Annotated in this window: 28 protein-coding genes and 1 tRNA gene; 6 read left to right on the top strand and 23 right to left on the bottom strand. The window is 60.1% G+C overall.

The window, feature by feature from the left end; genetic code table 11:
* Positions 1-305: 305 nt before the first annotated feature.
* The 9 genes from SM755_RS17655 to SM755_RS17615 all read right to left on the bottom strand — a co-directional run bounded on the left by SM755_RS17655 (position 306) and on the right by SM755_RS17615 (position 6053).
* Complete coding sequence (locus SM755_RS17655) at positions 306-1955, bottom strand: winged helix-turn-helix domain-containing protein (RefSeq protein ID WP_323173806.1); 1650 nt, start codon at positions 1953-1955, stop codon at positions 306-308.
* Between the two features lie 112 nt (positions 1956-2067).
* Positions 2068-2268 carry a sigma factor-like helix-turn-helix DNA-binding protein gene (locus SM755_RS17650; RefSeq protein WP_323173805.1) on the bottom strand — a complete coding sequence of 67 codons (201 nt, stop codon included), beginning with the start codon at positions 2266-2268 and terminating at the stop codon, positions 2068-2070.
* On the bottom strand, positions 2258-2626 hold the full coding sequence (locus SM755_RS17645) for a hypothetical protein (RefSeq protein ID WP_323173804.1): 369 nt from the start codon (positions 2624-2626) through the stop codon (positions 2258-2260). Before SM755_RS17645 ends, SM755_RS17650 begins: the two co-directional genes overlap by 11 nt.
* Positions 2623-2901, bottom strand: a complete 279-nt coding sequence (locus tag SM755_RS17640; RefSeq protein ID WP_323173803.1) for a hypothetical protein — start codon at positions 2899-2901, stop codon at positions 2623-2625. Before SM755_RS17640 ends, SM755_RS17645 begins: the two co-directional genes overlap by 4 nt.
* The gene (locus tag SM755_RS17635; protein WP_323173802.1) at positions 2894-3133 is read right to left on the bottom strand and encodes a hypothetical protein; all 240 of its coding nucleotides are present in this window, start codon (positions 3131-3133) and stop codon (positions 2894-2896) included. Before SM755_RS17635 ends, SM755_RS17640 begins: the two co-directional genes overlap by 8 nt.
* 109 nt (positions 3134-3242) lie before the next feature.
* Positions 3243-3313, bottom strand: a tRNA-Pro gene (locus tag SM755_RS17630).
* Positions 3314-3515: 202 nt separating this feature from the next.
* Positions 3516-4442: an RNA-guided pseudouridylation complex pseudouridine synthase subunit Cbf5 gene (locus SM755_RS17625; RefSeq protein ID WP_323173801.1), complete on the bottom strand. Its 927-nt coding sequence runs from the start codon at positions 4440-4442 to the stop codon at positions 3516-3518.
* A 2-nt stretch (positions 4443-4444) separates the two neighbouring features.
* Positions 4445-5020, bottom strand: a complete 576-nt coding sequence (gene cmk / locus SM755_RS17620) for a (d)CMP kinase (RefSeq protein ID WP_323173800.1) — start codon at positions 5018-5020, stop codon at positions 4445-4447.
* A 79-nt stretch (positions 5021-5099) separates the two neighbouring features.
* Complete coding sequence (locus SM755_RS17615) at positions 5100-6053, bottom strand: DUF106 domain-containing protein (protein WP_323173799.1); 954 nt, start codon at positions 6051-6053, stop codon at positions 5100-5102.
* A gap of 295 nt (positions 6054-6348) precedes the next feature.
* Here SM755_RS17615 and SM755_RS17610 point away from each other — a divergent pair, with 295 nt between their 5' ends.
* Positions 6349-7776: a hypothetical protein gene (locus tag SM755_RS17610; RefSeq protein WP_323174067.1), complete on the top strand. Its 1428-nt coding sequence runs from the start codon at positions 6349-6351 to the stop codon at positions 7774-7776.
* Positions 7777-7787: 11 nt separating this feature from the next.
* Here SM755_RS17610 and SM755_RS17605 read toward each other — a convergent pair whose 3' ends face one another.
* Positions 7788-8423: an adenylate kinase gene (locus SM755_RS17605; protein WP_323173798.1), complete on the bottom strand. Its 636-nt coding sequence runs from the start codon at positions 8421-8423 to the stop codon at positions 7788-7790.
* A gap of 59 nt (positions 8424-8482) precedes the next feature.
* On the opposite strand from SM755_RS17605, the gene SM755_RS17600 reads away from it, so the two are divergent.
* The 5 genes from SM755_RS17600 to SM755_RS17580 all read left to right on the top strand — a co-directional run bounded on the left by SM755_RS17600 (position 8483) and on the right by SM755_RS17580 (position 15528).
* Positions 8483-8965, top strand: a complete 483-nt coding sequence (locus SM755_RS17600; RefSeq protein WP_323173797.1) for a hypothetical protein — start codon at positions 8483-8485, stop codon at positions 8963-8965.
* A 463-nt stretch (positions 8966-9428) separates the two neighbouring features.
* A complete protein-coding gene (gene coxB, locus SM755_RS17595; RefSeq protein WP_323173796.1) occupies positions 9429-10487 on the top strand; it encodes a cytochrome c oxidase subunit II in 1059 nt (352 codons plus the stop codon).
* Positions 10484-12964, top strand: a complete 2481-nt coding sequence (locus SM755_RS17590; protein ID WP_323173795.1) for a cbb3-type cytochrome c oxidase subunit I — start codon at positions 10484-10486, stop codon at positions 12962-12964. Before coxB ends, SM755_RS17590 begins: the two co-directional genes overlap by 4 nt.
* Before the next feature lie 241 nt (positions 12965-13205).
* On the top strand, positions 13206-13466 hold the full coding sequence (locus tag SM755_RS17585; RefSeq protein ID WP_006666637.1) for a cytochrome C oxidase subunit IV family protein: 261 nt from the start codon (positions 13206-13208) through the stop codon (positions 13464-13466).
* A gap of 73 nt (positions 13467-13539) precedes the next feature.
* Positions 13540-15528: a hypothetical protein gene (locus SM755_RS17580; RefSeq protein ID WP_323173794.1), complete on the top strand. Its 1989-nt coding sequence runs from the start codon at positions 13540-13542 to the stop codon at positions 15526-15528.
* Between the two features lie 352 nt (positions 15529-15880).
* On the opposite strand, the gene secY is transcribed toward SM755_RS17580, so the two are convergent.
* From secY to rplX, 13 genes are read right to left on the bottom strand one after another with little or no spacing between them, the layout of a single operon-like run.
* Entirely contained in the window at positions 15881-17347 is a 1467-nt protein-coding gene (gene secY / locus SM755_RS17575) for a preprotein translocase subunit SecY (RefSeq protein ID WP_006666639.1), read from the bottom strand.
* 3 nt (positions 17348-17350) lie between these two features.
* Positions 17351-17857: an uL15m family ribosomal protein gene (locus tag SM755_RS17570; protein WP_323173793.1), complete on the bottom strand. Its 507-nt coding sequence runs from the start codon at positions 17855-17857 to the stop codon at positions 17351-17353.
* 2 nt (positions 17858-17859) lie between these two features.
* Positions 17860-18327 (bottom strand): 50S ribosomal protein L30, encoded by a 468-nt coding sequence (locus SM755_RS17565; protein ID WP_006666641.1) that lies wholly within the window; start codon positions 18325-18327, stop codon positions 17860-17862.
* Entirely contained in the window at positions 18327-18986 is a 660-nt protein-coding gene (locus SM755_RS17560; RefSeq protein WP_006666642.1) for a 30S ribosomal protein S5, read from the bottom strand. The genes SM755_RS17565 and SM755_RS17560 overlap by 1 nt, the downstream gene beginning before the upstream one ends.
* Positions 18983-19531, bottom strand: a complete 549-nt coding sequence (locus SM755_RS17555) for a 50S ribosomal protein L18 (protein ID WP_006108944.1) — start codon at positions 19529-19531, stop codon at positions 18983-18985. The genes SM755_RS17560 and SM755_RS17555 overlap by 4 nt, the downstream gene beginning before the upstream one ends.
* On the bottom strand, positions 19531-19980 hold the full coding sequence (locus tag SM755_RS17550; protein WP_006108945.1) for a 50S ribosomal protein L19e: 450 nt from the start codon (positions 19978-19980) through the stop codon (positions 19531-19533). Before SM755_RS17550 ends, SM755_RS17555 begins: the two co-directional genes overlap by 1 nt.
* The gene (locus tag SM755_RS17545) at positions 19973-20686 is read right to left on the bottom strand and encodes a 50S ribosomal protein L32e (protein ID WP_006666644.1); all 714 of its coding nucleotides are present in this window, start codon (positions 20684-20686) and stop codon (positions 19973-19975) included. The genes SM755_RS17550 and SM755_RS17545 overlap by 8 nt, the downstream gene beginning before the upstream one ends.
* A gap of 3 nt (positions 20687-20689) precedes the next feature.
* On the bottom strand, positions 20690-21229 hold the full coding sequence (locus SM755_RS17540; RefSeq protein ID WP_006666645.1) for a 50S ribosomal protein L6: 540 nt from the start codon (positions 21227-21229) through the stop codon (positions 20690-20692).
* 2 nt (positions 21230-21231) lie between these two features.
* A complete protein-coding gene (locus SM755_RS17535; RefSeq protein WP_323173792.1) occupies positions 21232-21624 on the bottom strand; it encodes a 30S ribosomal protein S8 in 393 nt (130 codons plus the stop codon).
* 1 nt (position 21625) lies between these two features.
* Positions 21626-21838, bottom strand: a complete 213-nt coding sequence (locus tag SM755_RS17530) for a 30S ribosomal protein S14 (protein ID WP_006108949.1) — start codon at positions 21836-21838, stop codon at positions 21626-21628.
* Positions 21831-22376, bottom strand: a complete 546-nt coding sequence (locus tag SM755_RS17525; RefSeq protein ID WP_323173791.1) for a 50S ribosomal protein L5 — start codon at positions 22374-22376, stop codon at positions 21831-21833. Before SM755_RS17525 ends, SM755_RS17530 begins: the two co-directional genes overlap by 8 nt.
* Positions 22373-23119, bottom strand: coding sequence for a 30S ribosomal protein S4e (locus SM755_RS17520; RefSeq protein ID WP_323173790.1), 747 nt, complete (start codon positions 23117-23119; stop codon positions 22373-22375). The genes SM755_RS17525 and SM755_RS17520 overlap by 4 nt, the downstream gene beginning before the upstream one ends.
* Positions 23116-23484: a 50S ribosomal protein L24 gene (gene rplX / locus SM755_RS17515; protein ID WP_006826047.1), complete on the bottom strand. Its 369-nt coding sequence runs from the start codon at positions 23482-23484 to the stop codon at positions 23116-23118. Before rplX ends, SM755_RS17520 begins: the two co-directional genes overlap by 4 nt.
* Positions 23485-23486: the final 2 nt, after the last annotated feature.

Below are 23486 nucleotides of genomic sequence, written 5' to 3'. Positions count from 1 at the left end.
CCCTGCCCCCTTAGGGGCACCTACCGTAGGGGTACCCGGCAACCCCGATACCCGCGCCAACCACTGATACCAGCGATTACGCGACATACAAGCCGCGATTCGCCGGTTCTATTTTTCGCGCGAAACCGCGAAACTGGCCCAGCGTTCGCCGAGACCGCTCATTAACAGGCTGGTGAAAGTAAAATACCGCTCGGGAAACAGACGTATTGACTCGGTGTGTAATGAGACAGGTAGGAAACGGTGAAAGAAAGAAGAGAACGCGAGTACTGCCGCTATTCAGCGACGCAAACCGGACCGACGACCGCCTACTGCAACGGCGGCGGGAGTTCGTCGGCCCGCACCCGAACGTCGCGATCGTCCAGCTGATCGCGCTCGAAGAGGTAGGCGACGTCGTGGATCGACGCGCTCAACCGCTCGAGGTACTCGAAGCCGATCGTCTCCGTCTCGTCGCTCTCGTCGCTTTCCTCGTCGTCCGCGTCTGTCTGGTCGTCACCACCTTCGCGCTTCTCACGGCGTTCCTCGGCGCGTTCGTCCTGCTGCTCCGCCGTGTCTCCCGGATGGACTTCCCGCAAGATCTCGCGCGCTCGCTCCAAGACGATGCGGGAGACGAAGAATACCATCACTGGATTCCCTTCACGAGAGACGACGCCAGTTTCAGCGAGTCGACGAACGTGGTACCGAATCGTCGATCTCGCCAGGCCCGTCTGCTCCTCGAGGGCGTCGTAGGTCGCCCCGTCGTGCTCAGCGATTACCCGAAGGATGTCGTAGACGGCCGTGGTCGACTCCTTCAGTGCCTCCCGATAGATGTCCGTCGCCAGATCCTCGTACCGCTGACGAAGCATCTCACGGCGTCCTGTGGGTCGCTCGAACTTCCACGGCGGGGACATCGGCCCATCGAAGAAATCATCCTCGATGAGGTCCGACCGCTCGATTCCAGCCCATCGTGCATGCGTCGCGACGACCGTCCGAAGGTGGTCGAGTACCTCGTCCCATTCGGAAACGTGCGGGAGTTCTCCCCGATCGACGCCCGCGTACGAGGCCTCGAGCTTCGGGTGGTGGAACGGATCACTGCGCGACTTCTTGTGCCACTGGTTCGCCTGGTAGATTTTCATCTCCGTGCTGTAGCGCTTCGGATCGAATCCGAGAAGGTGCCAGCGGTCACTCTCAACGAGCGCCTCGAGCCAGCCTTCTTTCTGGCGTCGCTGGTGAGCTTCGATCTCGGACTCGCCGCCCCAATCGATGAGCTGCTTCGATTGGTCGAGCGTCTCGACGAGCGCGTTCTTCCTATCGATGTGGAACCGAATGTGCGCCTCGGCTTTTGGAAGCCGGCGGGCGTCGTCGACGCGATCATCAAGGTCCACTGCGTCAGCACCGTACACTGCTCGAAGTGCATCGTACATCCGGCGCTCCATCTCGAACGGATCTTCCGCCCACGTCGTCCAGGCGAGCAACCGCGTTCCCTCGCCGTATGGGCACTCAAGGGGATCACCGCTCTTGTAGACCATTTCGCGGAACTGGGGCATGATCTCAACGTGTAACGCAAGCGGTGGCTTTCGAAGATCACGCTCGCCGTTATCGTCTTCTGCTCCCCATTCGCGGAGCTTCAAGTGCTGTTCGTAGTACGCTCGATAGTCGTCACCGCGGCCGGTACCGGCCTTCCATCGCGACGACGTGAGGACCAAGGCGTAGTCACCAGACGGCAACCAATCAGCCTCGAAGTCTTCAACGGCTACGTGAGGCTCGAGGTCGCGGTCTCCGACGTGCTCGCGCCAATAGGACAGCGACCGATCGTACAGCGTCCCGCGATCGGCACTCCGGCCAGCGTTCGGCTCCTGGACATCGGCGAGATGATTCATCACCGCGGCACCGTGCGCACGCGGCTTCGGGAAGGTATCGGACTCGGACCCGGTGACATCATCGAACTGCACCGGGTCATCGGCAGTATCGACGCTCACAGCGGTCCCTCCCGCGCGTTTCGAACGTCGCGCGTACAGTCGTCACAGAGACGACGAAGCCCATCAACCGACTCACCGCACCGCTCGCACTCGCTGTTCTCGACGGGTCGGCTCATCGCGTTCCCTCCTCAAGCTTGGCCTCCGCTCGGCTGAGCAGGTTCCCGATCGTCCCCGGTCGTCGATCGGTCCGGCGAGCGAACTCGCGAACACCGGTGCCGTTCTCTCGGCAGGCGACGTACGCCTCGCGTTCGGCATCGGTCAGTACAGAGAGATCCGGCCCAAAGTCGACCAGCGTCGCCTGCTCACTGGACATGCTCGCTCACCTCCCGTTCCGGGACCGGAATGTGGCGGACGTGCTCGTCAGAGAATCGCAGCTTGACGCCGGTCCACCCATCGATCAAGGCTCCGGCATCAGAGCCACCCGCACGCATGGGCAACACGATGTCGTAGGGGTGGCGGTCGCAGCACCATCCAAACGTAACGATTTCGTCGAAAGAGGCCGCGAGAACCACGTTCACGAGGTCGGGCTTTTCGATCCGCTGTGACCCCTTCGTCTTCGGAACAGGGTGCCCGCACTCCGGGCAAATTAGGATGTTGTCGCGGTCTCGCGTCGGCTCACGGACGACCGTAGGAGCCATGACTCCGAACTTCTGCAGACCGGTTCGGCTCATCGGCTTACCTCCGTTTTTGGACCGTATTCCGCGCGGATATCCGCGTCCGCGATACGTCGTCGGAGCTCGTCCTCGACGAGTTCCGTCGCGATGAACTTCACCCGGCCACACTCTCGCGGCGGCAGCAGACCGGTCGTGCCAGACCACTCGGTGAACTCGAGCCAGCCCGAGTCGCGGACGGTCGCGTCCGCTACGCACACCAGGCCGTCGCGAAGTTCGAGAAACGCCGGCGAGTAGCCTGACGGGAGGTTTCGCGGGTCGACCCGTTCAGGCATCGGCCTCACCTCCGTGACGGCCGGGCGACGTTTCCGGATCGGGAACCGGAACGTCGACGCCAGCTGCAGACCCGCGGGTCAGTCGCGCGTACGAATCGCAGTCACCGCAGCGATGGGCGCGGTCCTGGTCGTCACCGAAGACGCGTCGGAACCGATCGGTGACGTGAGCACCGCAGTGGTCGCACGTCGAGTGGTCGACGGCTGGCCACGGCGCGATCGTCACGCAGACCACCCCCAGAAATACTGTCTAGTAGGTGGAAATATCTCGAAACCGAGAATTGGATTTTCGGGCGTTTCAACCCCCTGAACCGCCAGGAGTTGAACACTTAGATAATTTCGAGTGGGACCGCCGAGAATTGAACTCGGGTCCTACGGACCCCATCCGCAGAGGATACCACTACCCCACGGTCCCGCACGTGGTAGGACGAGTGTCTACCGTTTAAGAGTGTCGTTTTAACCCGATACCACAACTCGCCACGGTATACCGAGTGGAAAGAAGACGCCGTGAAACCAGGACGGACAGTACATCACAGCCGGCTATCGGGGCTGTCGATCGAAGAGCGACTGCCAGTGACGACGATGTCCGCGCGACTACCGGGCCATAACTCCATCAATCAGACGAGTACTCGTTCTAGATCGACGACAACGCCCGATGTAGCCTCGGGGTCACCGACGAGTTCACCGAGACAGACAGCGGCGCCGTTCGGCGTGTAGCAGGCAACGAGCGGTTGGTCGGTCGACGGATCGTTGAGGGCCGCGTCGCTATCGAGGACGCCCGGCGCGTAGACCGGGGCACCGTTTGCGACCTCGCGAGCGGCGCTGTCTGCGATAGTGAGCTGGGGAATTCCCTCGAGGATTCGCTCCGCAGGATCGACGACGGCCCGAAGCGGTTCGGGGTCGTCATCCTCGATCCAGAACGCGAGCGCGTCGAGGAACTCGGTGGCTGTGTACAGATCCGTGTCGTCGAACGGCGTCGTCGCAGTGCGACGCAGATGGCCCATGTGCCCGCCGGTGCCAAGCGCGAGTCCGAGGTCGTGACAGAGTTTGCGGACGTATGTTCCACTTTCACAGCGAATCCGCAGGAGAAGTTGGCGACCGTCTCGTTCGAGCACATCGAGGTCGTAAATCTCGCGAACGCGAAGCCGGCGCGAGACGGCGCTCTTCCGGGGTGGCTTCTGGTAAATCGGCCCTTCGAACTCGGCGAGAATCGATTTCGCGTCAGTCGGTATCGTCCCGTGGCATTCGAGGACGGCGACGTATTCTTTCTCGCCCTCGAGAAAGACCTGCGCGAGGCGGGTCGCCTCCCCCAGCATCGTCGGGAGACAGCCCGTCACCTTGGGATCGAGCGTGCCAGCGTGAGCAGCCTGGTCGATAGCTTCGCCGGTATCGCGTTCGGCAAGCGTCTCGGCGACGGCGTCGCGCAACCAGCCGCTGACCTGATGCGAGGACGGTCCCGGCGGCTTATCGAGATTGACGACACCGAAGGTGAGCAGTTCGGCCGGCGAGCGATCGGCGGGTGGACCGCGAAGGCGTCGTGTCATCCCTAGAAATCGTCGTCGAGATCGATCTGTGCCTGTCCCTCGTCAGCCGTGGCGTTGTACTCCTCGACAGCAGTCACGAGCATATCGAGCACGGAATCTGGGTCCCAACGCGCCGTATTGACCGAGAGGTCATAGATCGTCAAGTCTCGGATATCGATGCCGTAATACTCCTCGTACCGCTGTGCTTCGCTCGCCTCGCGCGCCTGGGTCTCCTCTGTCGCCCGCTCGGGCGCTTTTTCCTCGCGCTCTGCGATCCGCTGTCCTCGGACGCGGGGGGGCGCATCGAGCCAGAACCGAAAGTCCGCCTGCTCGGCCGCAAGCCACCCCGCGAGCCGGGATTCGAGCACGAGATCGTCCTCATCCACCGCGATCTCCCGAAGTCGCCGGTCGAGATCGCGATCGATCTGGTCGTTCTCCTCGGCGAGTTTGTTGAACTCGAGAGGGGTATACCCGCGTTCGTCCGCGAGCTGGCGGAAGATGTCGCCACCGCTGACGTGTTCCAGGTCGAACGCATCGGCAAGTAACGCTGCAGTTGTGCTCTTTCCGCTTCCTGGCGGACCAGAGACGGTGAGTAACATATCCGATCTGCGGGGTGGTCGGTAAAATGGGTTTTGAATCGTGAGAACGATGGCGACAGTCGATGAGTGGTCGGCCCGTTCAGGTACCCGATGGCGTCATATCGATGTTCAGCGACTTGCGAAGAAGTTGCTGGAAGCCGACCGAGCACAGGAAGTACCAGACGATCCAGGCCTGCATCGGACCGGCGATAGAGTCGGTCCACTGGACTTCCCCGGCGATCGGCATGACGACGGTCGCCTCGGTTCCGGTCAGTCCGACGCCGTTGATCTTCCAGTGCATCCAGAGGAACAGCGGAATGGTCAACAGCATAATCCAGACCATCGGCCGGATCTGCTCTTTGAACATGCCCATGTTCTCCGCCATCGCTTCCATCTGCTCCTCGCGAACGTCTTCGAGTTCATCTTCGAGCCGTTCGATTTCGGCCTCGCTTGCGCCGCGTTCTTCGGCTTCTTCCTTGCGTTCGCGAACGTCTTGCTGTTTGTCCTGCATCGCCTGCATTCGCTCTTGGTACTTGCTCATGATCTCGGGGTTCATGAGGTTCGCTTGCAACAGCGTCGAGTACAGGCCGGTTATCAGGGCAATAGAAAGGATAACGGCGTAGAACGGTAACGCGGCATCGAGCGGGCCGAGCGCATTGTTGAGTGTACTGCCGACGATCTGTTTGATCGGGTTGAGCCAGTAGCCAAACATCAAAAGCAGCGAGGCGGCTCCGGCTATTTTGTCCCATTGGGACCACTTGGATGCCTCGGCGTCGATATCGACATCGGTACTGACTCCGCTACTGGAACCATCACCGTCGAGTGCCTCATCATAGGCATCCCGGTCGGAGATCTCGAAGCCGTCGTCGCCATCGACCAGTATCCCTTTCTCGATCAGTCGTCCCCACTGTCCGCTCGTCAGCTCGTCGCTCACATCGCCCCACTGGACCTCGCCGCCGTTTTCATCGGCTTCCTCGCGGATAGACTCGAGTGCCGCATTCATCGAGGAATCCTCGTGGACGAGGGAATTGATCTTCTCGACTGTCCGTGTCATCTGGGTATACTAGGGCTAGGGCAGGTTCGGTATACAAGTGTTTATCTTCGGAAGCCAGCTACTCGCGTCGGTGGAAACCAACAGGAGATGGCTCTGTCCCGATATCCTTCTACTGAACCCTTATTATAACGCCACAGATGGAAGAGATAAACGGAATTGAAGTATTTGATCGGTCGATTGTATTATACTCGCGTTCACGAGTTGCGTCTCTATGAGGGTTCGACGAAGGGAGCGGTCGGTGGGGGGATCAAGCCGGGCACAATCGTCCGTGCTTGGAATCGTCCTCCTGATCGGGATGGTGGCAGCCGGTAGTATCGGCGTCTTGCTTGTCGCCGGAGAGGGAATCGGGCAGACGGAACAACAGTCCGAACAGGAACGAGTCGAGCAGGCGTTCGTCGAGTTGAGCCAACAGATTTCGACGGCGACGACGAACAACGACGTTACCCACGGCTCCAATCTGGAAGCCGGTGAACACGGTGCCATCGCCCATCACGACTCCGCAACGTACGAAATCTGGGCGGAAAACAATAGCGGGACGACCACCCCGATCGCGAACGGAACGATCGGAACCATCGAATACGACGCCGATGACGGAACGCGGCTTGCTTACGAGGGTGGTGCTGTATTCCGTGAAACCGGCACGCAGACGCGGATACTGTCGACTCCACCGATCAATTACGACCATCGGACGAATACGCTCTCGTTTCCGGTCGTCGAACTAACCGAGAACAAGACGATCGACTCGGGCGATATCGCGATTGAACAGGCCAGTGCGCACGCGAATTCGATGAATTACATCAAGGACGACCACGTCTTCATCGAAATCGAGAGCGAATACTGTCTGGGATGGGAACAGCACTTTACGAGCGAAGCAGGCGATACGTCGCTACAACAGGGCTGTTATGGCGCTGCAAACGACGATGGAGCACTGAAGGTCCGGCTTGGCTACGAAGACATCGATAACGCGTTCTCCAGAGGTGTCGCTCTCAGCGACGAATCCAACTACGACGCCCACCAATCCGGCGGCGAATTCGATGATATCGGGAGCGAGCAGTTCAAACCGTTAGATGGTATCATCTCCGAGATGAAAGCCGATTTCAGAGAGAACGAATCACACATTGACACCGGCGACTGGTCCGAAATCACCGCTGGAACATATTTCGCTGCGGAAGGGTCGTTAGATGCTGCCGACGAACTCACCTTCTCGCTCGAAGACGGGGATGCGGTACTCGTACTCGACGACGATATCTCCGGCTACGATATCACAGTCGACGCGTGTGGCCCCGATGGATCGAACCAGGCAAAGATCTACGCGACCGGGGATATCGATGTCGGCAACAACGAGTTCACCCAGACGTGTGGCGATGACGAGTCGAATCTCCAACTCTACGGCACTTCGGAGATGGGAGTCGATTTCGGTAACGGCTACGTCGAAGGGCTGTTGTATGCCGCCAGCGACAAAACGCCCGGTGAAGACGGGTTCGACGGCTGGCAAGTGAACTCGAACAACGACGAGGAGTACCAGATCCACATACAGGGGAGCCCGGAGTTCGACGGCTCGATTATCGCACACTCCATTTCCGAGCGAAGCAACTTCAATGACGTCAACGAGCAGCCGATGAATAGTTCTGAAATCGAGGTGATCCCGCCCGGATACGAGCCGGCACCACAGCTTACCTATCTCAATATTGCAGAATACGAAATCGATGTCAAGAACGACTGAAGTAGCTGACGTTAGGCCGCGTCCTCGATCGTTCCCTTGAGGGACTCCCAAACCGCATCCGGTGCCTGATTCCCATCGATCCGCTCGAGCGTTCCCTTCTCCTCGTAGTACTCGACGACCGGTTCCGTATTCTCTTCGTATACCCGGAGTCGCTCGCGAACGGTCTCTTCCGTGTCGTCCTCGCGCTGCTCGAGTCGCGCTTCGACTTCCGGGTCCTCCGGCGGGTTGTACTCGACGTGGTAGATATCTCCCGTTTCCGGGTCCAAACGCCGACCGGTGAGCCGGTGTACGAGTTCTTCCTCGTCGACATCGAGATAGAGAACGACATCGAGATCGGTCATCTCCTCGAGCTCTTCGGCCTGGTCCAGATTGCGCGGGTAGCCGTCGAGAACGAAGCCATCCGCCTGGGAGAGCGCCTCGTCGACGATCGCGTTGACGACTTTGTCGGGAACGAGTTCACCCTGGTCCATGTACTCGCCAGGGGTATCGTACTCGGTGTCCATATCCGAGAGATCCATCTCCTTGTTGGCTCGAAGTGCATCACCGGTGGTGATGTGATCGACCCCGAACTCGTCGACGATATTTGCACTTTGTGTCCCTTTGCCCGCCCCGGGTGCCCCGAGAATCAAAATTCGTGGCTGTACCATATCCTCCCGTTCAGCGCCGGCGCATAAAGGCTTAAAGAAACGGGCACATCTATCCCGGTATGACCCGGTTCGATGCGACCACACCGAAAGCGCGCCAAGAACTCTACGGCGATGCGATTACGGCACACCGAACTCGCGGCAGCGGGTTCGTGACGTTCGAAGCCGATCCAGACGTATTCGAGTCGACATCCGACGCCGAATCTGAGTTCCAATCCGACCGCGACACCAAATCGGAACGCGATCCTGACGCGTCCACTGCTCCCGACCTCGATCCCGCTCTCGGCATCCCGTGGCTCCAGTTCAGCGACGGCACGATCAACATCGACTGCACCGACGATGAACTCGACCGACTCAAGGGGCTTCTCGACGAATTTCCCGTATTCAAGATCGACGATCTCACGCGATCCGAAGACGCGGCCGGCATCAACGTCCGAGTGAGCGCGAAGGCGGACCCAAACCGGATCGCGCAGTTTATCGATGCCGTCTTTCAGACCGTGTATCACCTTCCGTCGGACGGCCGCGTCTGGGTGGTCGATCTCTAGGACTACTATCTCTACTAGCGACCACTCGAGAGCGATTGCAGTCCCACTCGCACTAGTCACTCCTCTCACACCAACCGCGCGCGAGCACGAATCGCCGCCATAGCAGTGCAAACCCCTCGGCTCGCTGTCTCTACCACGCCCGCCACACCGAACCTGTTCGCATGACTGCACTCGCGTGCGCGTGAGCGTTCGTCTTTGCAACTGAACTCGCGGCGAATTAGCGACAGAAAGAAAAGGACTGACTCCAACAAGAGTCCCGAGGACCATGTCAACGGGCTCGTTGGGTCTGTCACGGGCGGCCGGATCGACGCCAGCCATCGACGGACACAGAGAGCCCGTTTACGACGGGAAAGAGCGCACCCCGGCCCGTTTCCAAATAGATAAGTGGTCCCGGAAACCACGGTCCGACATATAGACGGCTTCAACAGAGGTGAATACGATCTTCAACGCATACACGACCCCGATGCAGGCGCAGACCCGAGTCGATATCTTCGATGAGATCTTCCTCGTGTTCCTCGGTCTCGGGACACTCGTCGGCGTCGTCGTTATCTCCTACACCTTGTACAACGCGTACAAGTATCGTGATGACGGCGAGACGAAAGCCGATGAGGATCTGCCAACGCTTGGGGAACTCCCGACAGGCGGACAGGGCGGCAAGAAGTTATTCCTCTCGTTCGGACTGAGCGCGATCATCGTCATTTCGCTGGTCGTCTGGTCGTACGGCATGCTGCTTGTCGTCGAAGACGGCCCGGACACCCCCGACGAGGACGCGCTCGAGATCGATGTCGAAGGATACGCGTTCGGTTGGGACTTTAACTACGAGAACGGTATCGAGACTGGCTCCCTCGATGAAGGACTCGTCATCCCTGCCGATACGCCCATCTGGATAGAGACAACATCACAGGACGTCTGGCACACGTTCGGCATCTCAGATTTACGCGTCAAAGCCGACGCGATTCCCGGCGAAACCGACGAAACCTGGTTCGAGGCGGACGAAGGCGGGAACTACACCGTCGAGTGCTTCGAACTGTGTGGCTTCGGTCACTCCGGGATGAACTCCGACGTTACCGTGCTCTCGGAAGACGAGTTCGAACAGTGGGTCGACGAGCAGCTCACGATGACGATTACGGTCGAGGACGAAAACGAAGAGCGCGTGACCGACGGTTACGAACTTGAACTCGTCCACGAGGAGAACGACCAGTACGAGCAGGATCTGACCTACACGTACTCGGCCGATGAGTTCGAGAACGGATCGATCACCATCGACGAGATCGAACAGGGTGGCCAGTACAACCTGACGATCACGCCGACTGACGATCAGTACGAACCGATCGAAGAGAGCGTCGATTTCACCGGACCAGTCGACGAGACCTATACGTTCGAAACGGCGAGTTCCGGTGAGGAAGGTGAAGAGAGTAATGACGACGGAACAAACGACGCTGATGGCGGGAACGGTGGCGAAGACGGTGCCGGAAACGAAACCGACCAACAGCAAGACGACACGGGGGGTGACGGCGAATGAGTGATCTACCGCCGATGACGTCCGTCAAGCGCTGGCTTGTCACGACGAACCACAAGGACGTTGGGATTCTGTACATCACGACAGCGCTGTTTTTCCTCCTGCTGGGCGGCGCGATGGCGCTGCTGTTCCGCGTGCAGCTCTGGGAACCGGGCGGACTCGGTATCCTCGAGCCGGTCCAGTTCAACCAGGCAGTCTCGACGCACGGACTGTTGATGGTTTTCTGGTTCCTCTCACCGATCGCATCCGGGTTCGCGAACTATCTGGTGCCGCTCCAGATCGGTGCGAAGGATCTCGCGTTTCCGCGACTGAACGCCCTGAGTTACTGGTTTTACCTGTTCTCGGGGATTCTGTTCGTCCTCTCGTTCTTCCAAGGGCAGACGTACGCCGGCGGGTGGACGCTGTATGCGCCGCTGAACGTGCCGATGTACACGCCTGCAATGGACGCGACGGCAGGCAATAACGCAGCGATACTCGCACTGACGTTGTTCGTCATGTCGATCACGATCGGGTCGGTGAACTTCCTGACGACGATTCACCGCTCACGGGCCGAAGGACTTGGCCTCTGGAACATGCCGATGTTCACCTGGTCGTGGCTCCTGACGGTCTGGATGATGCTGTTTGCCTTCGCGGCGTTGCTCGCAGCACTGTTGTTGCTCTCGATCGACCGGTTGTTCCTGACCGAGTACTTCATGACGGATCAGGGGTCGAGCCTGTTGTGGGCGCACCTGTTCTGGTTCTTCGGCCATCCCGAGGTGTATATCGTCTTCTTCCCGGCGTTAGGGATCATGTTCGAGACGTTCCAGACGTTCACTGGACGGCGCCTCGTCGGCCGCAAATGGGTCATCATCGCGATGGTTCTCGTGGCGGTCCAGTCGTTCCTCGTCTGGATGCACCACATGTTCCTGACGACGATCAACCTGGAGATCAAGACGCTGTACATGGCCACGACGATCGGGATTTCGCTCCCGTTCGACCTGATGGTCTTCTCGTTGATCTACACGATGGTCAAGGGACGGGTTCGGTTCACGACGCCGTTCCTCTTTAGCCTGGGTGCGCTCGTGTTGTTCATCCTCGGTGGCATTACGGGGGTCTTCCTCGGTGCCGTCGTGCTCGACTACGAGTTCCGTGGCACCTACTGGGTCGTCGCTCACTTCCACTACGTGATGGTTTCCGGGGTGACGGCGCTGGTCGCCGGCCTCTACTACTGGTGGCCAAAGATAACTGGAAAGATGTACTCGGAGGCGCTTGGGAAGTTAAACTTCGCAGTCTACTTCATCGGGTTCAACATGCTGTACTTCCCGATGTTCCTCGCCTGGGAAACGCCACGGCGCGTCTTCCACTACGGCGAGAGCGCCCAGATCTACCACCAGATCGCGACTGTCGGGGCGTTCGTCCTCGGGCTCTCGTTCCTGATTATGTTCTTCACGTTCGCGAAGAGTTGGATCTCCGGGCCCACGGCTCCCGACAATCCGTGGGAGTACTCCCGGACGGCCGAGTGGGCAATCCCCTCGCCGCCACCGCTCGAGAACTGGGACGGACGGCCGAGTTACGCCAGCGGTCGACTCGAGTTCGTCGACGACTCGCCGGCTGCAACTGACGGCGGTGTTGCACACGGACAGGGCAACACGGCTGAAGCGAGTGTCGAACACGAAGCCGAACACGCAGACCACGCCAGTATCTGGCCGTTCGGAATCGGCGTCGGAACGTTCGTGTTCTTCCTCGGACTGTCCGGGCTGACGCCGTTCGTCGCCAACTTCGCCGAGGGGACGGCCGAACCGCCGGAAGGACTGGTCGGCTTCGAGACCCAGCCGGATATCATGTATCCAGTGCTGATCGCGCTCGGGATGGCGATTATGGGGATCTCGCTGTTCCAGTTCGGTCGCGAGAAGTTCGATGCACCCGTGATGAACATCGCCGAGCGCTGGCCGTTCGGCGGCATTGGAAATACGAAGTTCGGTATCTGGGTGTTCCTCGCGTCGGACGTCATCGTCTTCGGCGCTGCGATCGGTGCGTACATCTTCATGCGCCTCCACATGGGCTGGATGGACTGGGAGTTCGACCCGATCACGATGGCCGGGTTGGTCAACACGTACATCCTGCTCACCTCGAGCTTTACCGTCATCATCGCGCTGGTGATGGCAGAGCGAAAGAACAAGAGCGGGCTCCTCGGTGCGATGGGTGCGACGGTGTTGCTCGCACTGGCGTTCATGGGTGTCAAGGCCTTCGAGTACACCCAGAAGATGGGCGACGGCCACTACTGGTGGTACAGCATCGAGTACTCGATCTACTACGTGACGACCGGCCTCCACGCCTTACACGTGATCCTCGGCGTCCTCGTCGCGCTGTTTATGATCTATCGGATCATCAGCATCGACGCGTACCTCGAGGACCATCGGCCGGTGGAGTTCTTCGGACTCTACTGGCACTTCGTGGACATCGTGTGGGTGCTCCTGTTCCCACTGTTCTACCTGATGTAGACGACTCAAGCGGTCACACCGCTTGATTCCGATCTACATGCAATGAGAAACTGATTTCCTGCTGTCCGTTTGAGTCGCTGTGGCACCGTCTTCGTTCGATTCGTTGGATGATCCAGCCACGAACTCGACGCCTGATTCGGTCTCCCCGAGACGGAACGGATTCGGTGGATAAAACCACCGTAGGAGGAGCGGCAGTACGTATGAGGAAGGTATAAGTATCCGTCACCCACATTCCACACTAATGGCCAACCTTCGAACGTACACCCTGATCTACATCCTCCTGGTGGCACTGGCGACGGGGAAGTTCGTCTTCTTCGAGTTCAACTTCGCGTACGCAACGGCCATCGGCGGGACGATCGTCTTGGCAGTCACGAAGATCCTGCTGATCGCCGGCTACTATCAGCACCTGATCGAAGAGCCACGAGCGATCAGTTACATGATGGCAACGGCCGTATTCATGGTGTTCCTGCTCGTCATCGCCGCTGGATACTCGATCCAGTGAGCCAACGGTCGCGGGCGAGCCGACTCGCATCTAATTGTTGAACTTTATACGCATCTAGCCAGTAGCATCTGACATGGATCGCTGGCCATGGTCAGACACCGAAACAACACAGGCCAGTAATACGATTGCAGCCCTTCTCGTTATCGGGCTCGCCTGTCTCGCTGTGTTCAGTCTCGGACTGACATATATGTACGGTTCAACGCCGCAGGACTCGCTGCTCTCCGAGAACGGTCCACAGCTACCGGATGACATACCAACCTACGACACGCCTGCCGAGGCCGGCGCTAGACACGGCACAGCGGATGACGTCTATCTCACAGCCGACGGCGGGGCCATCCTCGTCTACGAGAACTCACTCAACGACACGCAGAGCCCGGTTCGGCGGAGCGTTACTGCAACGACTGCGCTTACCGAACTCACCACTGAACTCGCTGGACAGGACCGCAAAACAGAAGGTACGGAGATACCAGTGACACCGGCACAGCTCGCTGACGGTGAAGAGGTTCTCAACCAGCCAACCCACGGATCGACGCTTGACCTCGATGCGTCCGGCGAGTTCAGTCGGGACACAAACGAGTTCGAGGCAACACTCTCGGCGACGGGGCCGACAGAGCATATGGAAGAGCGCCTGTCGGGATCAACGACCGGTGAGATCCGTCTCACGCCGGATGCGATCACAACGACCGGGACGGCCACGAGCACGTCCTCGACGGCGGGGACGGGGACAGGGACAGGGACACCGCGATATCTGTCAGTTTCTGTCACCGAGAGCGAGAGTACCGACGGAGAGTACAGGATGCACATCGAGCGCCGTACTCGGATCGATTCAAGTGCCGTCTCTCGCTGGCAAACGCGTGCAAACGCCAGTGATACCCTCGAGACGGAGTTCGGCTCGATTGCGGCCAGGTTCGGCGGCGAGAGCAGCGTCGAACTCGAACAGTACGCACTGGTTGCGGAAGAGACAGCATCGAATACAACGGACTCGAATCAGACGGCCGCTTCGACGGCTGCACAATCGGACTACGAACTCGACCTCGAGTTCACAGTAACCTACACGGGACTCAACGAGGGAATCGAACGCGCGCTGTCGACGACACTAACAGGAAGTGACGGGGCCACGACGGAGGGAAGTACTGTACAGCAATCCACCCCGGAAAACGAGCGTGTCCTTACGACGGCGCTCTCTGAACTCGAGATCGAGACTGCCGAGTTCACCCAGGAGACGACGCCGAAACAGACGGGCCAGGGGATGGGACAGACGACCCGGACTGACTGGAACGTGAAACTGGCAAACTACGAGCGGGCACTTCGGGCGATTATCGAACCGGAACGCCTCGAGAGGGCGTCCCCGAACGCGAACGGAACTGACACCGAGACGAACCTCCAGGCGAGACTCGATGCGCAGCGGGAGGCGGACCTCCAAACGGTGCTCGAATGGAACGCGGAGGGAGAGACGACACCGAATCAAGCACACGACACGGGCACGCAGGGACAGTCCGATCGGCGCTACAGTGTTACAGCGACTATAACCGGTGCGACCGAGAATTGGTCCGACTACGTTGACGAACGCGCTGCACGCGGACTCGGTTCACGACCGGATACCGCCTTTGATCTCGAGATCACAACCGATCGCAGCACCGTCGATCTCGAAGGAGAGTTCGAGTTGCCACGGGAAACCGTTGCTAACCGGACTGCGGACTATCTGGCCAAGTCGGTCCAGTTCGATCCGCTCGGTGGTTCGGACGGGGCTGCATTCGTTTCCGCTCTCGACGAGTGGAATCTCGATCTCACGCGGACGAACGTTGAACTCGACGGGGAGACGATACGCGTTCGCGGGGGCGCAACGTTCGAAGATGTCGGTGCACTGCTCGATCAGTTGGTACCGACGACGAAGCAGGACGACGGTGTCGGAAAAACGTACGTCGCTGTCGACGATCTTGGAGATGTAGCTACGGAAAACGCTGATGCTTTCGATAGGGAGGCGCTTGCGGACCTTCCCATCGTCGACAAACAGACGGACGTGTACGAGGTCGGGTCGTGGGACGAGGCGAAAGGAGAGTAAAGCGAAACAGGTTGGTAGAGACTACCGGGTTCGGCTTCTCTCAGGTACCATGGGATGACGAACGGTCTCCGAACGTAACTGAATCTCCAATTCAAGTAGAGGTGCGTGCACAGTTCGCGTTTATCGCTGGGATGGATAAACAACTCAGGCACACTGTTCTCGACAGCCGGTGGATAGAGTTCACACTCGGACTCACCTCCACGGCCATCGGAGGGAACGAGTAGCCACTGCAAGTTCGCATACTCGGGCACGACGCACGACGGTTGTGTGAGTGGTGTGTAAATCGTTGCAGTTGTTACTACGGGTCCGATCACGACTGCGAGAAAGAAAAACCGGAGATCGGCGACAGCAGCTATTCCTTGCCGAACATCTGGCGCATCATCGGATGCATCTCCATCATCTGCTCTTCGGCAATCTCTTCGTAGAGCTTGTATGTGATGGAGACAGCCAGCAGTAGACCGGTTCCACTGATGGACCCGATTGTGCCGAGCATGTTCGCCCAGACGGCGAGCAGGCCGACGAGTGCACCACCGATGATAGTCACTTGCGGAATGTACCGTTCCATGACCTTCTCGATGACGCCGACGTTCTGGCGGAAGCCGGGGATCTGCATCCCCGAGTTCTGGATCTGCTTGGCTGTGGATTCCGGACCCATGTCAGTGGTCTCGACCCAGAAGACGGCGAAGATCGCACCGCCGGCGATCATGAATACCAGGTCGATGGAGACGCGGATCATCACCATCCACGCCGCTTGGGAGACTTCGCCGGTCCACCACATCCAGTCGTTCGGTGAGTAGATCGGCGCGACGTAGTAGAAGAACCCGCTCACGGGTTGTCCATTAGCGTTGTAGGTCCCGAGGAACTCGGGCATGTTGGCTCCCAGCTGCGAAGACATAATCTGTCCGATAAACTGGACGTTCGCCTGCAGTGCCCGGACAAGAATCATCGGCAGGACGCTCGCGTAGATGAGCTTCACTGGGAAGCGACCGCGAGCGCCTTTGACGCGGGCGTGGCTGAGTGGAATTTCCACGCGAACCGATTCCGCGTAGACGACGATCGCGAAGATCAAGACCGTCGTTAGCAGCGCGATAATGTGTCCCTCCTGAAACAGGATGGTGTACAGTCCATCACCAGCGAAGACCGAACCGACGGCCACCTGACCGGTGATGATCTGATACCAGTCGTAGAAGAACCCACCCGCAGTTGGCTGGATGAGTCCGGTAACGAGTCGCTGGCTCACGCCGGCGATGATGAACAGCCCGATCCCGCTCCCGACGCCCCACTTGCTGACGACCTCGTCCATGTAGAGGATGAGGATACCGCCGGCGAAGATCTGGGCGAACATCAGAAGCTGGACCTGCATATGGTCGAGGGTGAGTCCCCCGAACTGCAGTGACGACTGAGCTGGCAGGAAGCCGCTGGCGAACACTATCGGCAGCCCGGTCAGCACCACCATAACGACGACCAGCAGCTTCTGCAGGCCCTGATAGAGGACCTGGTCGCGCGGGTCGTCGGTGTCGAGACCGAGTAGGTTCGCACCGCCAAGCAGTTGCAAGACGATGCTCGCGGTGACGATCGGTCCAATACCGACCTGCAACAACGACCCCTGTGAGCCGGCGAGGATCGCACGGAACTCACCGAAGAGGTCGGTTGCGCCACCGGACTGCACCCCGAGCAGCGAGATGTTCGTCAGGAAGAAGTACAACATCAGGATGCCAGCCGTCCACGCAAGCTTGCGTTTAAAGGGAACGTGTCCCTCCGGACGGCGGACTGCGGGCATCCGCGTTAAGACCGGTTCAGCAGCTTCCTTCCATCCCATATGTTACTCCTCGTCCTGTTCTTCGGCTTCCTGATCGGACGCAGTTTCGTCAGCTTCGGCCCGCTCTTGTCCTCGCTCCGAGACGATCGCCTCACCGCCGGCCGCCTCGATCTTCTCGCGAGCCGCTTCCGAGAACGCATCTGCAGTAACGTCGAGTGCGTTGCGTACCTGTCCCGATCCGAGAACCTTGACGACATCGACCTCGTGGCCGTCCTCGACGATATCGCGAGCGTCGAGTTCATATCCGTCGTCGGTTTCCTCGGCAAGGTCGTCTGCGACGTACAGGATCGCGTCCTCGTCTACCTTCTGAACGTCGATCTCGGCGACATCCTCGCGGATTCCCTGCGGTCGCTTGAAGCCGTGTTTCCCCTTCGGTTCGTAGTTGTGGAACTCGTGTTTGCTTCGCCCGGCGCGGCCGCGTCCACCACGGTGTCCGGCCCCACGTCGGTTTTTGTGGGAGCCACCGCTGTGGGTTCGCGATCCACGCTGGCGTCGTTTTTTGCTCGTCATTGTTATCGCATCGATTCTAACAGGACGTTAATGTCCTCGGTTGTATGTTTTCCGAGTTGGCCGCCCTCCGCGGTTGGCTTTTTGATCCCATTGTGACCGCCACGTGGCGGGTGCAGTCGCAGCGTCGGCGACAGTCCCTCCTCGCGAAGCGTCGTTTCCTCGTCGAGTAGCGCCTCGGCGAGTGCAGCGAAGTCGCTGAACTCGGTGTTCTCGCTGAGCCACTCCTCGTCGACGTCGGACTGGCGGCCCTCGAGCGGTTCCGCTCGCTTTGCGAGCACCGTTTCGAGCACGTCGGCGTCGGGTTCCCCGTGGGCGACGTAGTCGTTAACCTTCGTGATCATGCCACGGTAGGTGTCGGTTTCGGGGATGAGTGCGCAGTGGTTGACGCCGTGAATGTTGAGCATTTCCAGGGTGTCCTGGACGGTCTGCTGGCGATTCACTTCGCCACGGACCTGAACGACTGCCTTCATCACTCGGTCACCTCCGCTTCGTCACGGGTGGTCTCGCGTGCCCGCGGGTGTCGCGACTGCGAGGCGTTCTCGAGTGCGTTGAACGTCGCTTTCGCGAGGTTGACGGTCGTTCGCGTGTTGCCGTGGCTCTTGGTCCAGGCGTTTTCGATGCCGGCCAGTTCGAGGACGGCACGGACCGTGTCACTCGCGGCGAGCCCGAGTCCTTCGGGGGCCGGAATGACCTCGACCTCGACGGAGCCGGCTTTGCCGGTCGTCTGGCGAGTCAGCGAGTGTGGACGGTCCGAGCGGTCCTCCCACGAACCGGAGCCGCGCGGGACCTTGATGATGTTCAGTTTCGCGATACCGATTGCCTTCTGGATAGCAGACCCGACCTGGTCGTCTCGACCTTCCGCATAGCCGATGTAGCCGTCGCGGTTGCCGACGGCGACGACACAACGGAACTTCACGCGTCGCCCGGAGTCGGTCATGCGCTGGACCATGTTGATGTCAAGCACTTCGTCGTCCAGCCCGGGAAGGAGCTGGTCGACGAGTTCGGGTTCCTTGAGCGGGAGTCCCGAGTTGAGGGCGGCCTCCATCGTATCGATGTCGCCCTCCTGGACCTTCCGGCCGAGACGGGTAACGGGTTCCCATCCGTTGTCGTTGTAGTTGTTTCCACTCATTCGAGAATCGCCTCTCGTACCTCGTCGAAGTGTTCTGGGAGTTCGGTTGCGTCGAAGTCACCGCTGTACAGCGGCTCGTCTAACTGTTCGGCGTACTCGGCGATGTGTTCGCCGCGAGTACGCGACCAGTCTGCGAGCACGCTGTCGTTGTGCGGAATTTCGAGGCCGGCGTCGATTGCGCCCTCCTGCACTGCGAACACCTTGTTTCCGGGCGTTGCCGTGTTGAGGCCGATGTCGAGGACTGCCTCCTCGATGTCGGCTTCGACTGCCCGTTTACCGGCCAGCAGGCCGGTTAGGTAGGCTGCAGAGATGTTACTCGTGGGCGCGTCCCAACCGTACTCCTCGAGATCGCTCGAGTGTGCACTTGCGAGCGTCTCGTCCCCCTGAGGTCCGGGAACGATCAGCTGCGCCGTAGTGTGCTTGTTACTCTTGCGAGCAACGAGGCGGGGCTTGCCCGATTTCAGCAGGCGCAACCTCTGATGGTAATCCGTCCGGACCTCACGGCGACGCCGCATTGGCACTTTATATCGTGGTCCTGTCGCCATTATTGGTCACCGTAGTTCTCATCGATGTAGTTCAACAGGTACCGGACGCTACGGAACTCGCCACCGCCAGCCTTCTTGTAGAGCTCGCGGTACTGCGTGGGCGTCAGTTCGCCCTTGTCGCGGAGTTCACGCAGCTTCCGTCGCTGTGCGCGAATCTGGTTTTGCCACTCTTCTTTCTCGTTCTGGCGTGCGCCTTTCTTGCCGCGGCGCTTGCCCGGGCCCTTCTGGTGGCCGTAGGCACGCTTTTCGTTCCGTTCGCGTGCACGACCGCGAGAGTTCCCTTTGGCGTCGTCAGCCTGAATACGGCCGTCCTCGACGAGTTCACGGATTTCGTCGCGGGTGATGGCCTCGGCGATGTCGGCCTGGGCTTCGGGGTCGAGCCAGACACGATTCTTGCCCACGTCTAAGACGTCGGCAGCGAGTCGTTTCTGTGCGGAAAGATCAGTCATTGGATTCCACCTCGACCTCTTCGTAGGTTGGGTTCAGGACGCGAACGCCCTCGTCTTCGGCGACCTCCTCGATGCGTTCGCGCTTGCGTGCGCCAACGGCGGAGGCGATACGGACCGCTTCCGTGTCGCCGTCGACACCCTCGAGGTCGTCGACGTTCTCGACGTAGACCTCTTCGAAGCCGCTCGGGTGTTTCCCCCGAACGTCGGTGGGCGTGCGGTAGCCGGCTTCGACTTTCGGGCCTTTGCCCTTGATGCCCTTGCGCTGCTTCGAGAGCTGACCGCGCGGGCGTCGCCAGGACTCCGGCGTTCGCTTTTTCATGTGGTAGTCCTGCCGGTTGAACTGCGGCTTGCCTTCGCTCTTGCGGCGGTTGAGAAGGCGCTGTTCATCGTCGGAGAGGTCCGGCGTCTTCTCGGTCAGGCCGCGGGCCTGCAGTTCGGTTTCGACGTCTTCGGCAGGTTCCGCTTCGTCCTCGGCACTTTCGTCTTCGATCTCGGCCTCGGTCTCCTCAGAGACCTCGAGATCGCCGACGTCGGCCTTGATACGCGCTGCGAGCGCGTTGCCGACGCCGTCGGCTTCGGCCAGGTCGTCCTGGTCGGCTTCCTTGACGTCCGCGATGGACTCGAAGCCGGCCTCGCGAAGGGCGTCTGCCTTGCTCGCACCGACGCCACTGATGTCTTCGAGTTCCTGTGGTTGTTCGTCTGCCATCTATCAGGCACCTCCGGTTTCGGTGGCGGGTTTTTCGGTGATGTAGACCCCGTCCTGGAAGACGCGGGTGTCCTTGCCGCTGACCTTCGTCAGCTGCTCGATGTCCGCCGCCGTCTGGCCGACATCTTCCTTGTCGGGGCCAGTGAGGACGATTCGTTCGTCGTCGACGGAGACGGTGGTCTCACCGTGGATAGTCGTACGTCGCGCTGCCTTCTCGCCGAGGAAGTTCTCGATGACGACCTCCTCGCCCTCCGCGCGGACCTGCATCGGGAAGTGAGAGTAGAAGACTTCCATCTTGTACTCCCAGCCCTCGGTCACGCCGTGGAAAGCGTTCGAAACGTGGCTCTCGAAGGTGCCGACGGTCGCGTTCGTCTTTGCGTCCTCGGCCTCGCTCTCGATGACCACGGTGTCATCCTCCACGTCGACGGTCACGTCGGGGTACCAGAGACGCCGGGAAACGGTGCCTTCCGGTCCATCGACGGTCACATCGAGGTGGTCGATCTCGACGGTTACGTTGTCAGGGATGTCCAGTTCGACTCGCATGGTTAGTAGACGTATGCGATCACCTGGCCACCGATCCCCTTCTCACGAGCCTCGTAATGGCTCATGATGCCGTCACTCGTCGTGACGACTAGCGCACCGAAGTCTCGAGCCGGGAGGAACCGCTTCTCCCACTTCTCGAAGTCCTCGGAACCGACGCTGTAGCGGGGCTTGACGGGGCCACACTCGTTGATCGCTCCTTTCAGTTCGACCTCGAACTGACCGGCCTTGCCGTTGTCGACGAACTCGAAGCCGTCGATGTACCCGCGGTCGTAGAAGACCTCGAGCACGCTGCCGATTTCGTTCGAGGCGGGTGTTACCTCGTGGGTGAGATGCCCCACGCTCTCGGCGTTGTCGAGCCCCGAGAGCGCGTTGCTGAGTGGATCGTTTCCAGTCATATTATCGATACTTCTTGAATCCCATGTCGCGGGCGATCTCACGGAAGCACTGCCGACAGAGGTTGATATCGTACTTGCCGACTAACCCCTGCTTGCGGCCACAGCGCTGGCACTCTTCGATCTGGCCAGTGCGCTTTGCCGCGTGCTCGCCTGTGCGCTCGCTTGCGACGTCTTCGTCCGGTTCTGGTTCCGGTTCCTGTTCGCTTTCACTCATCGTCTTCCTCCTCCGCGGAGACGGTTACGTCGAAGTTCGCCTCGAGATACGTGATGGCGTCCTCGGGGGTGAGTCGGTGACTCGACGGGATCGGCCGCGTCGCCTTATCCCGCTTGGTCACGCGGTAGCCGGGACGAACCAGGTTGACGGTCACGTCCAGCCCGTAGATGCCGACGTTCGGGTCGTACTCCTGGCTCGGGAACTCGGTGTGTTCCTCGACCCCGAAGCTGAAGTTGCCCGTATCGTCGAACTGCGCCGACGACAGGTCCGCAAGCGGCAGCGACTTCTCGAGGAACTCGTAGGCGTCGTCGCCACGAAGGGTAACCTTCGTACCGATCGGATCGCCCTGTCGAATCCCGAAATCAGGTTCGGTCCGCTTTGCCTGCGTGCGGACGCTCTCCTGTTCGGTAACTTCCTCGATGATGTCCTCCGCTCGACCGAGTTCGCGACCACCCTGACCGACGCCCATGTGGACGACGACCTTCTCGACGGTGGGTTCGCGCATCTCGTGGAACTCGCTGGTCTCGGCGTCGCTCATTCAGCATCACCGCCGTCAGACGCGGCCTGACGTTCCTCGGACTCCGCATCGGAGTCCTCACCCGTGAAGTTCTCGTCGATGACGACGACGTACTCCTCGACGGTCTCGAACGCACCGTCGTCCGTTGAGACGGTAACGGTGTTCGAGCCGCTTCCGGGCGTGACGTCGATCGATTCGATCTCGCCGATCTTGCCACCGTGGTTGCCACGGATAGCCGTCACGAGCGCGCCCTCCTCGTACGGGAAGTGGGCCACGATCGACTTGTCCTCGTTGTCGACGACGACGGAATCCTTCGCGCTGAACTCGTCGTCGACGAGGACGTTCGTCCCGTCGTGAAGCGTCAGCTGGGTGTCGCCACCCGGAACCTGCCGTTTGCCGTCGATTTTGCCGAGGCGGCTATCTGCCGACTCCTCGTCGATCTCGGTAAGGGCGAGGCGGCCACCCTCGTCGGGGAAGACGCGATAGAACTCGCCACGACCGGGGAACGCGAGAATGTCGAAGATCCCGATTGGTCGCTGCTCGTCGTTGATCGGTTCGCCGTTGACGATGATCGAGTCCTCCGACAGGGCGTACCGCGCTTCCTTCGCCGAGTCCACGTAGCCGAGCACGTCCCGCAGGAGGACGACGAGGGGAACACCCTCCTCGCCATGCGGACCCGCGTCAGCCTTGACCGTGAAGACCTCGGTCTTGCGCTCGACCGGCCAGGACTTCGGTACTGACAGTCGTTTCTGGTGTTTCGTCATTCACTATCACCTTCTGTATCGCCTTCGAGGCGTGCCTCGCGACGCTCGTCCTCCAGATCGAGTTCAGTGATACGAACGTTCGAGGGGTCAAGCGGGCGTGGAACTTCCTCGCCGTCTGCCGTCTCGACCGTCACGTCCTCGACGTGGATGACGCCGTCTTCGAGGATGGCTCGGATGACATCGCCTTCGTCGCCGGCGTAGTCACCGCGCATGACCTCGACGGTGTCGCCCGCGTTGACGCGGGTGCGTCGGGTGTCATACTCCTCGCGGAGGTCCTCGGAGAGCGTCGCGTGAAGCTGCTTCTGTCGCTTGTGCAGCGGTGCACGCTCGGTCTGCGTTCGCTGTTTGTGTGGTTGCTTGCTCATGG

Source organism: Natrialba sp. PRR66, from assembly GCF_034808065.1.
GTDB classification, from domain to species: Archaea; Halobacteriota; Halobacteria; order Halobacteriales; family Natrialbaceae; genus Natrialba; species Natrialba aegyptia.
The sequence above is the reverse complement of the archived record's forward strand: the minus strand, read 5'-3'. Positions and strand labels throughout refer to the sequence as shown.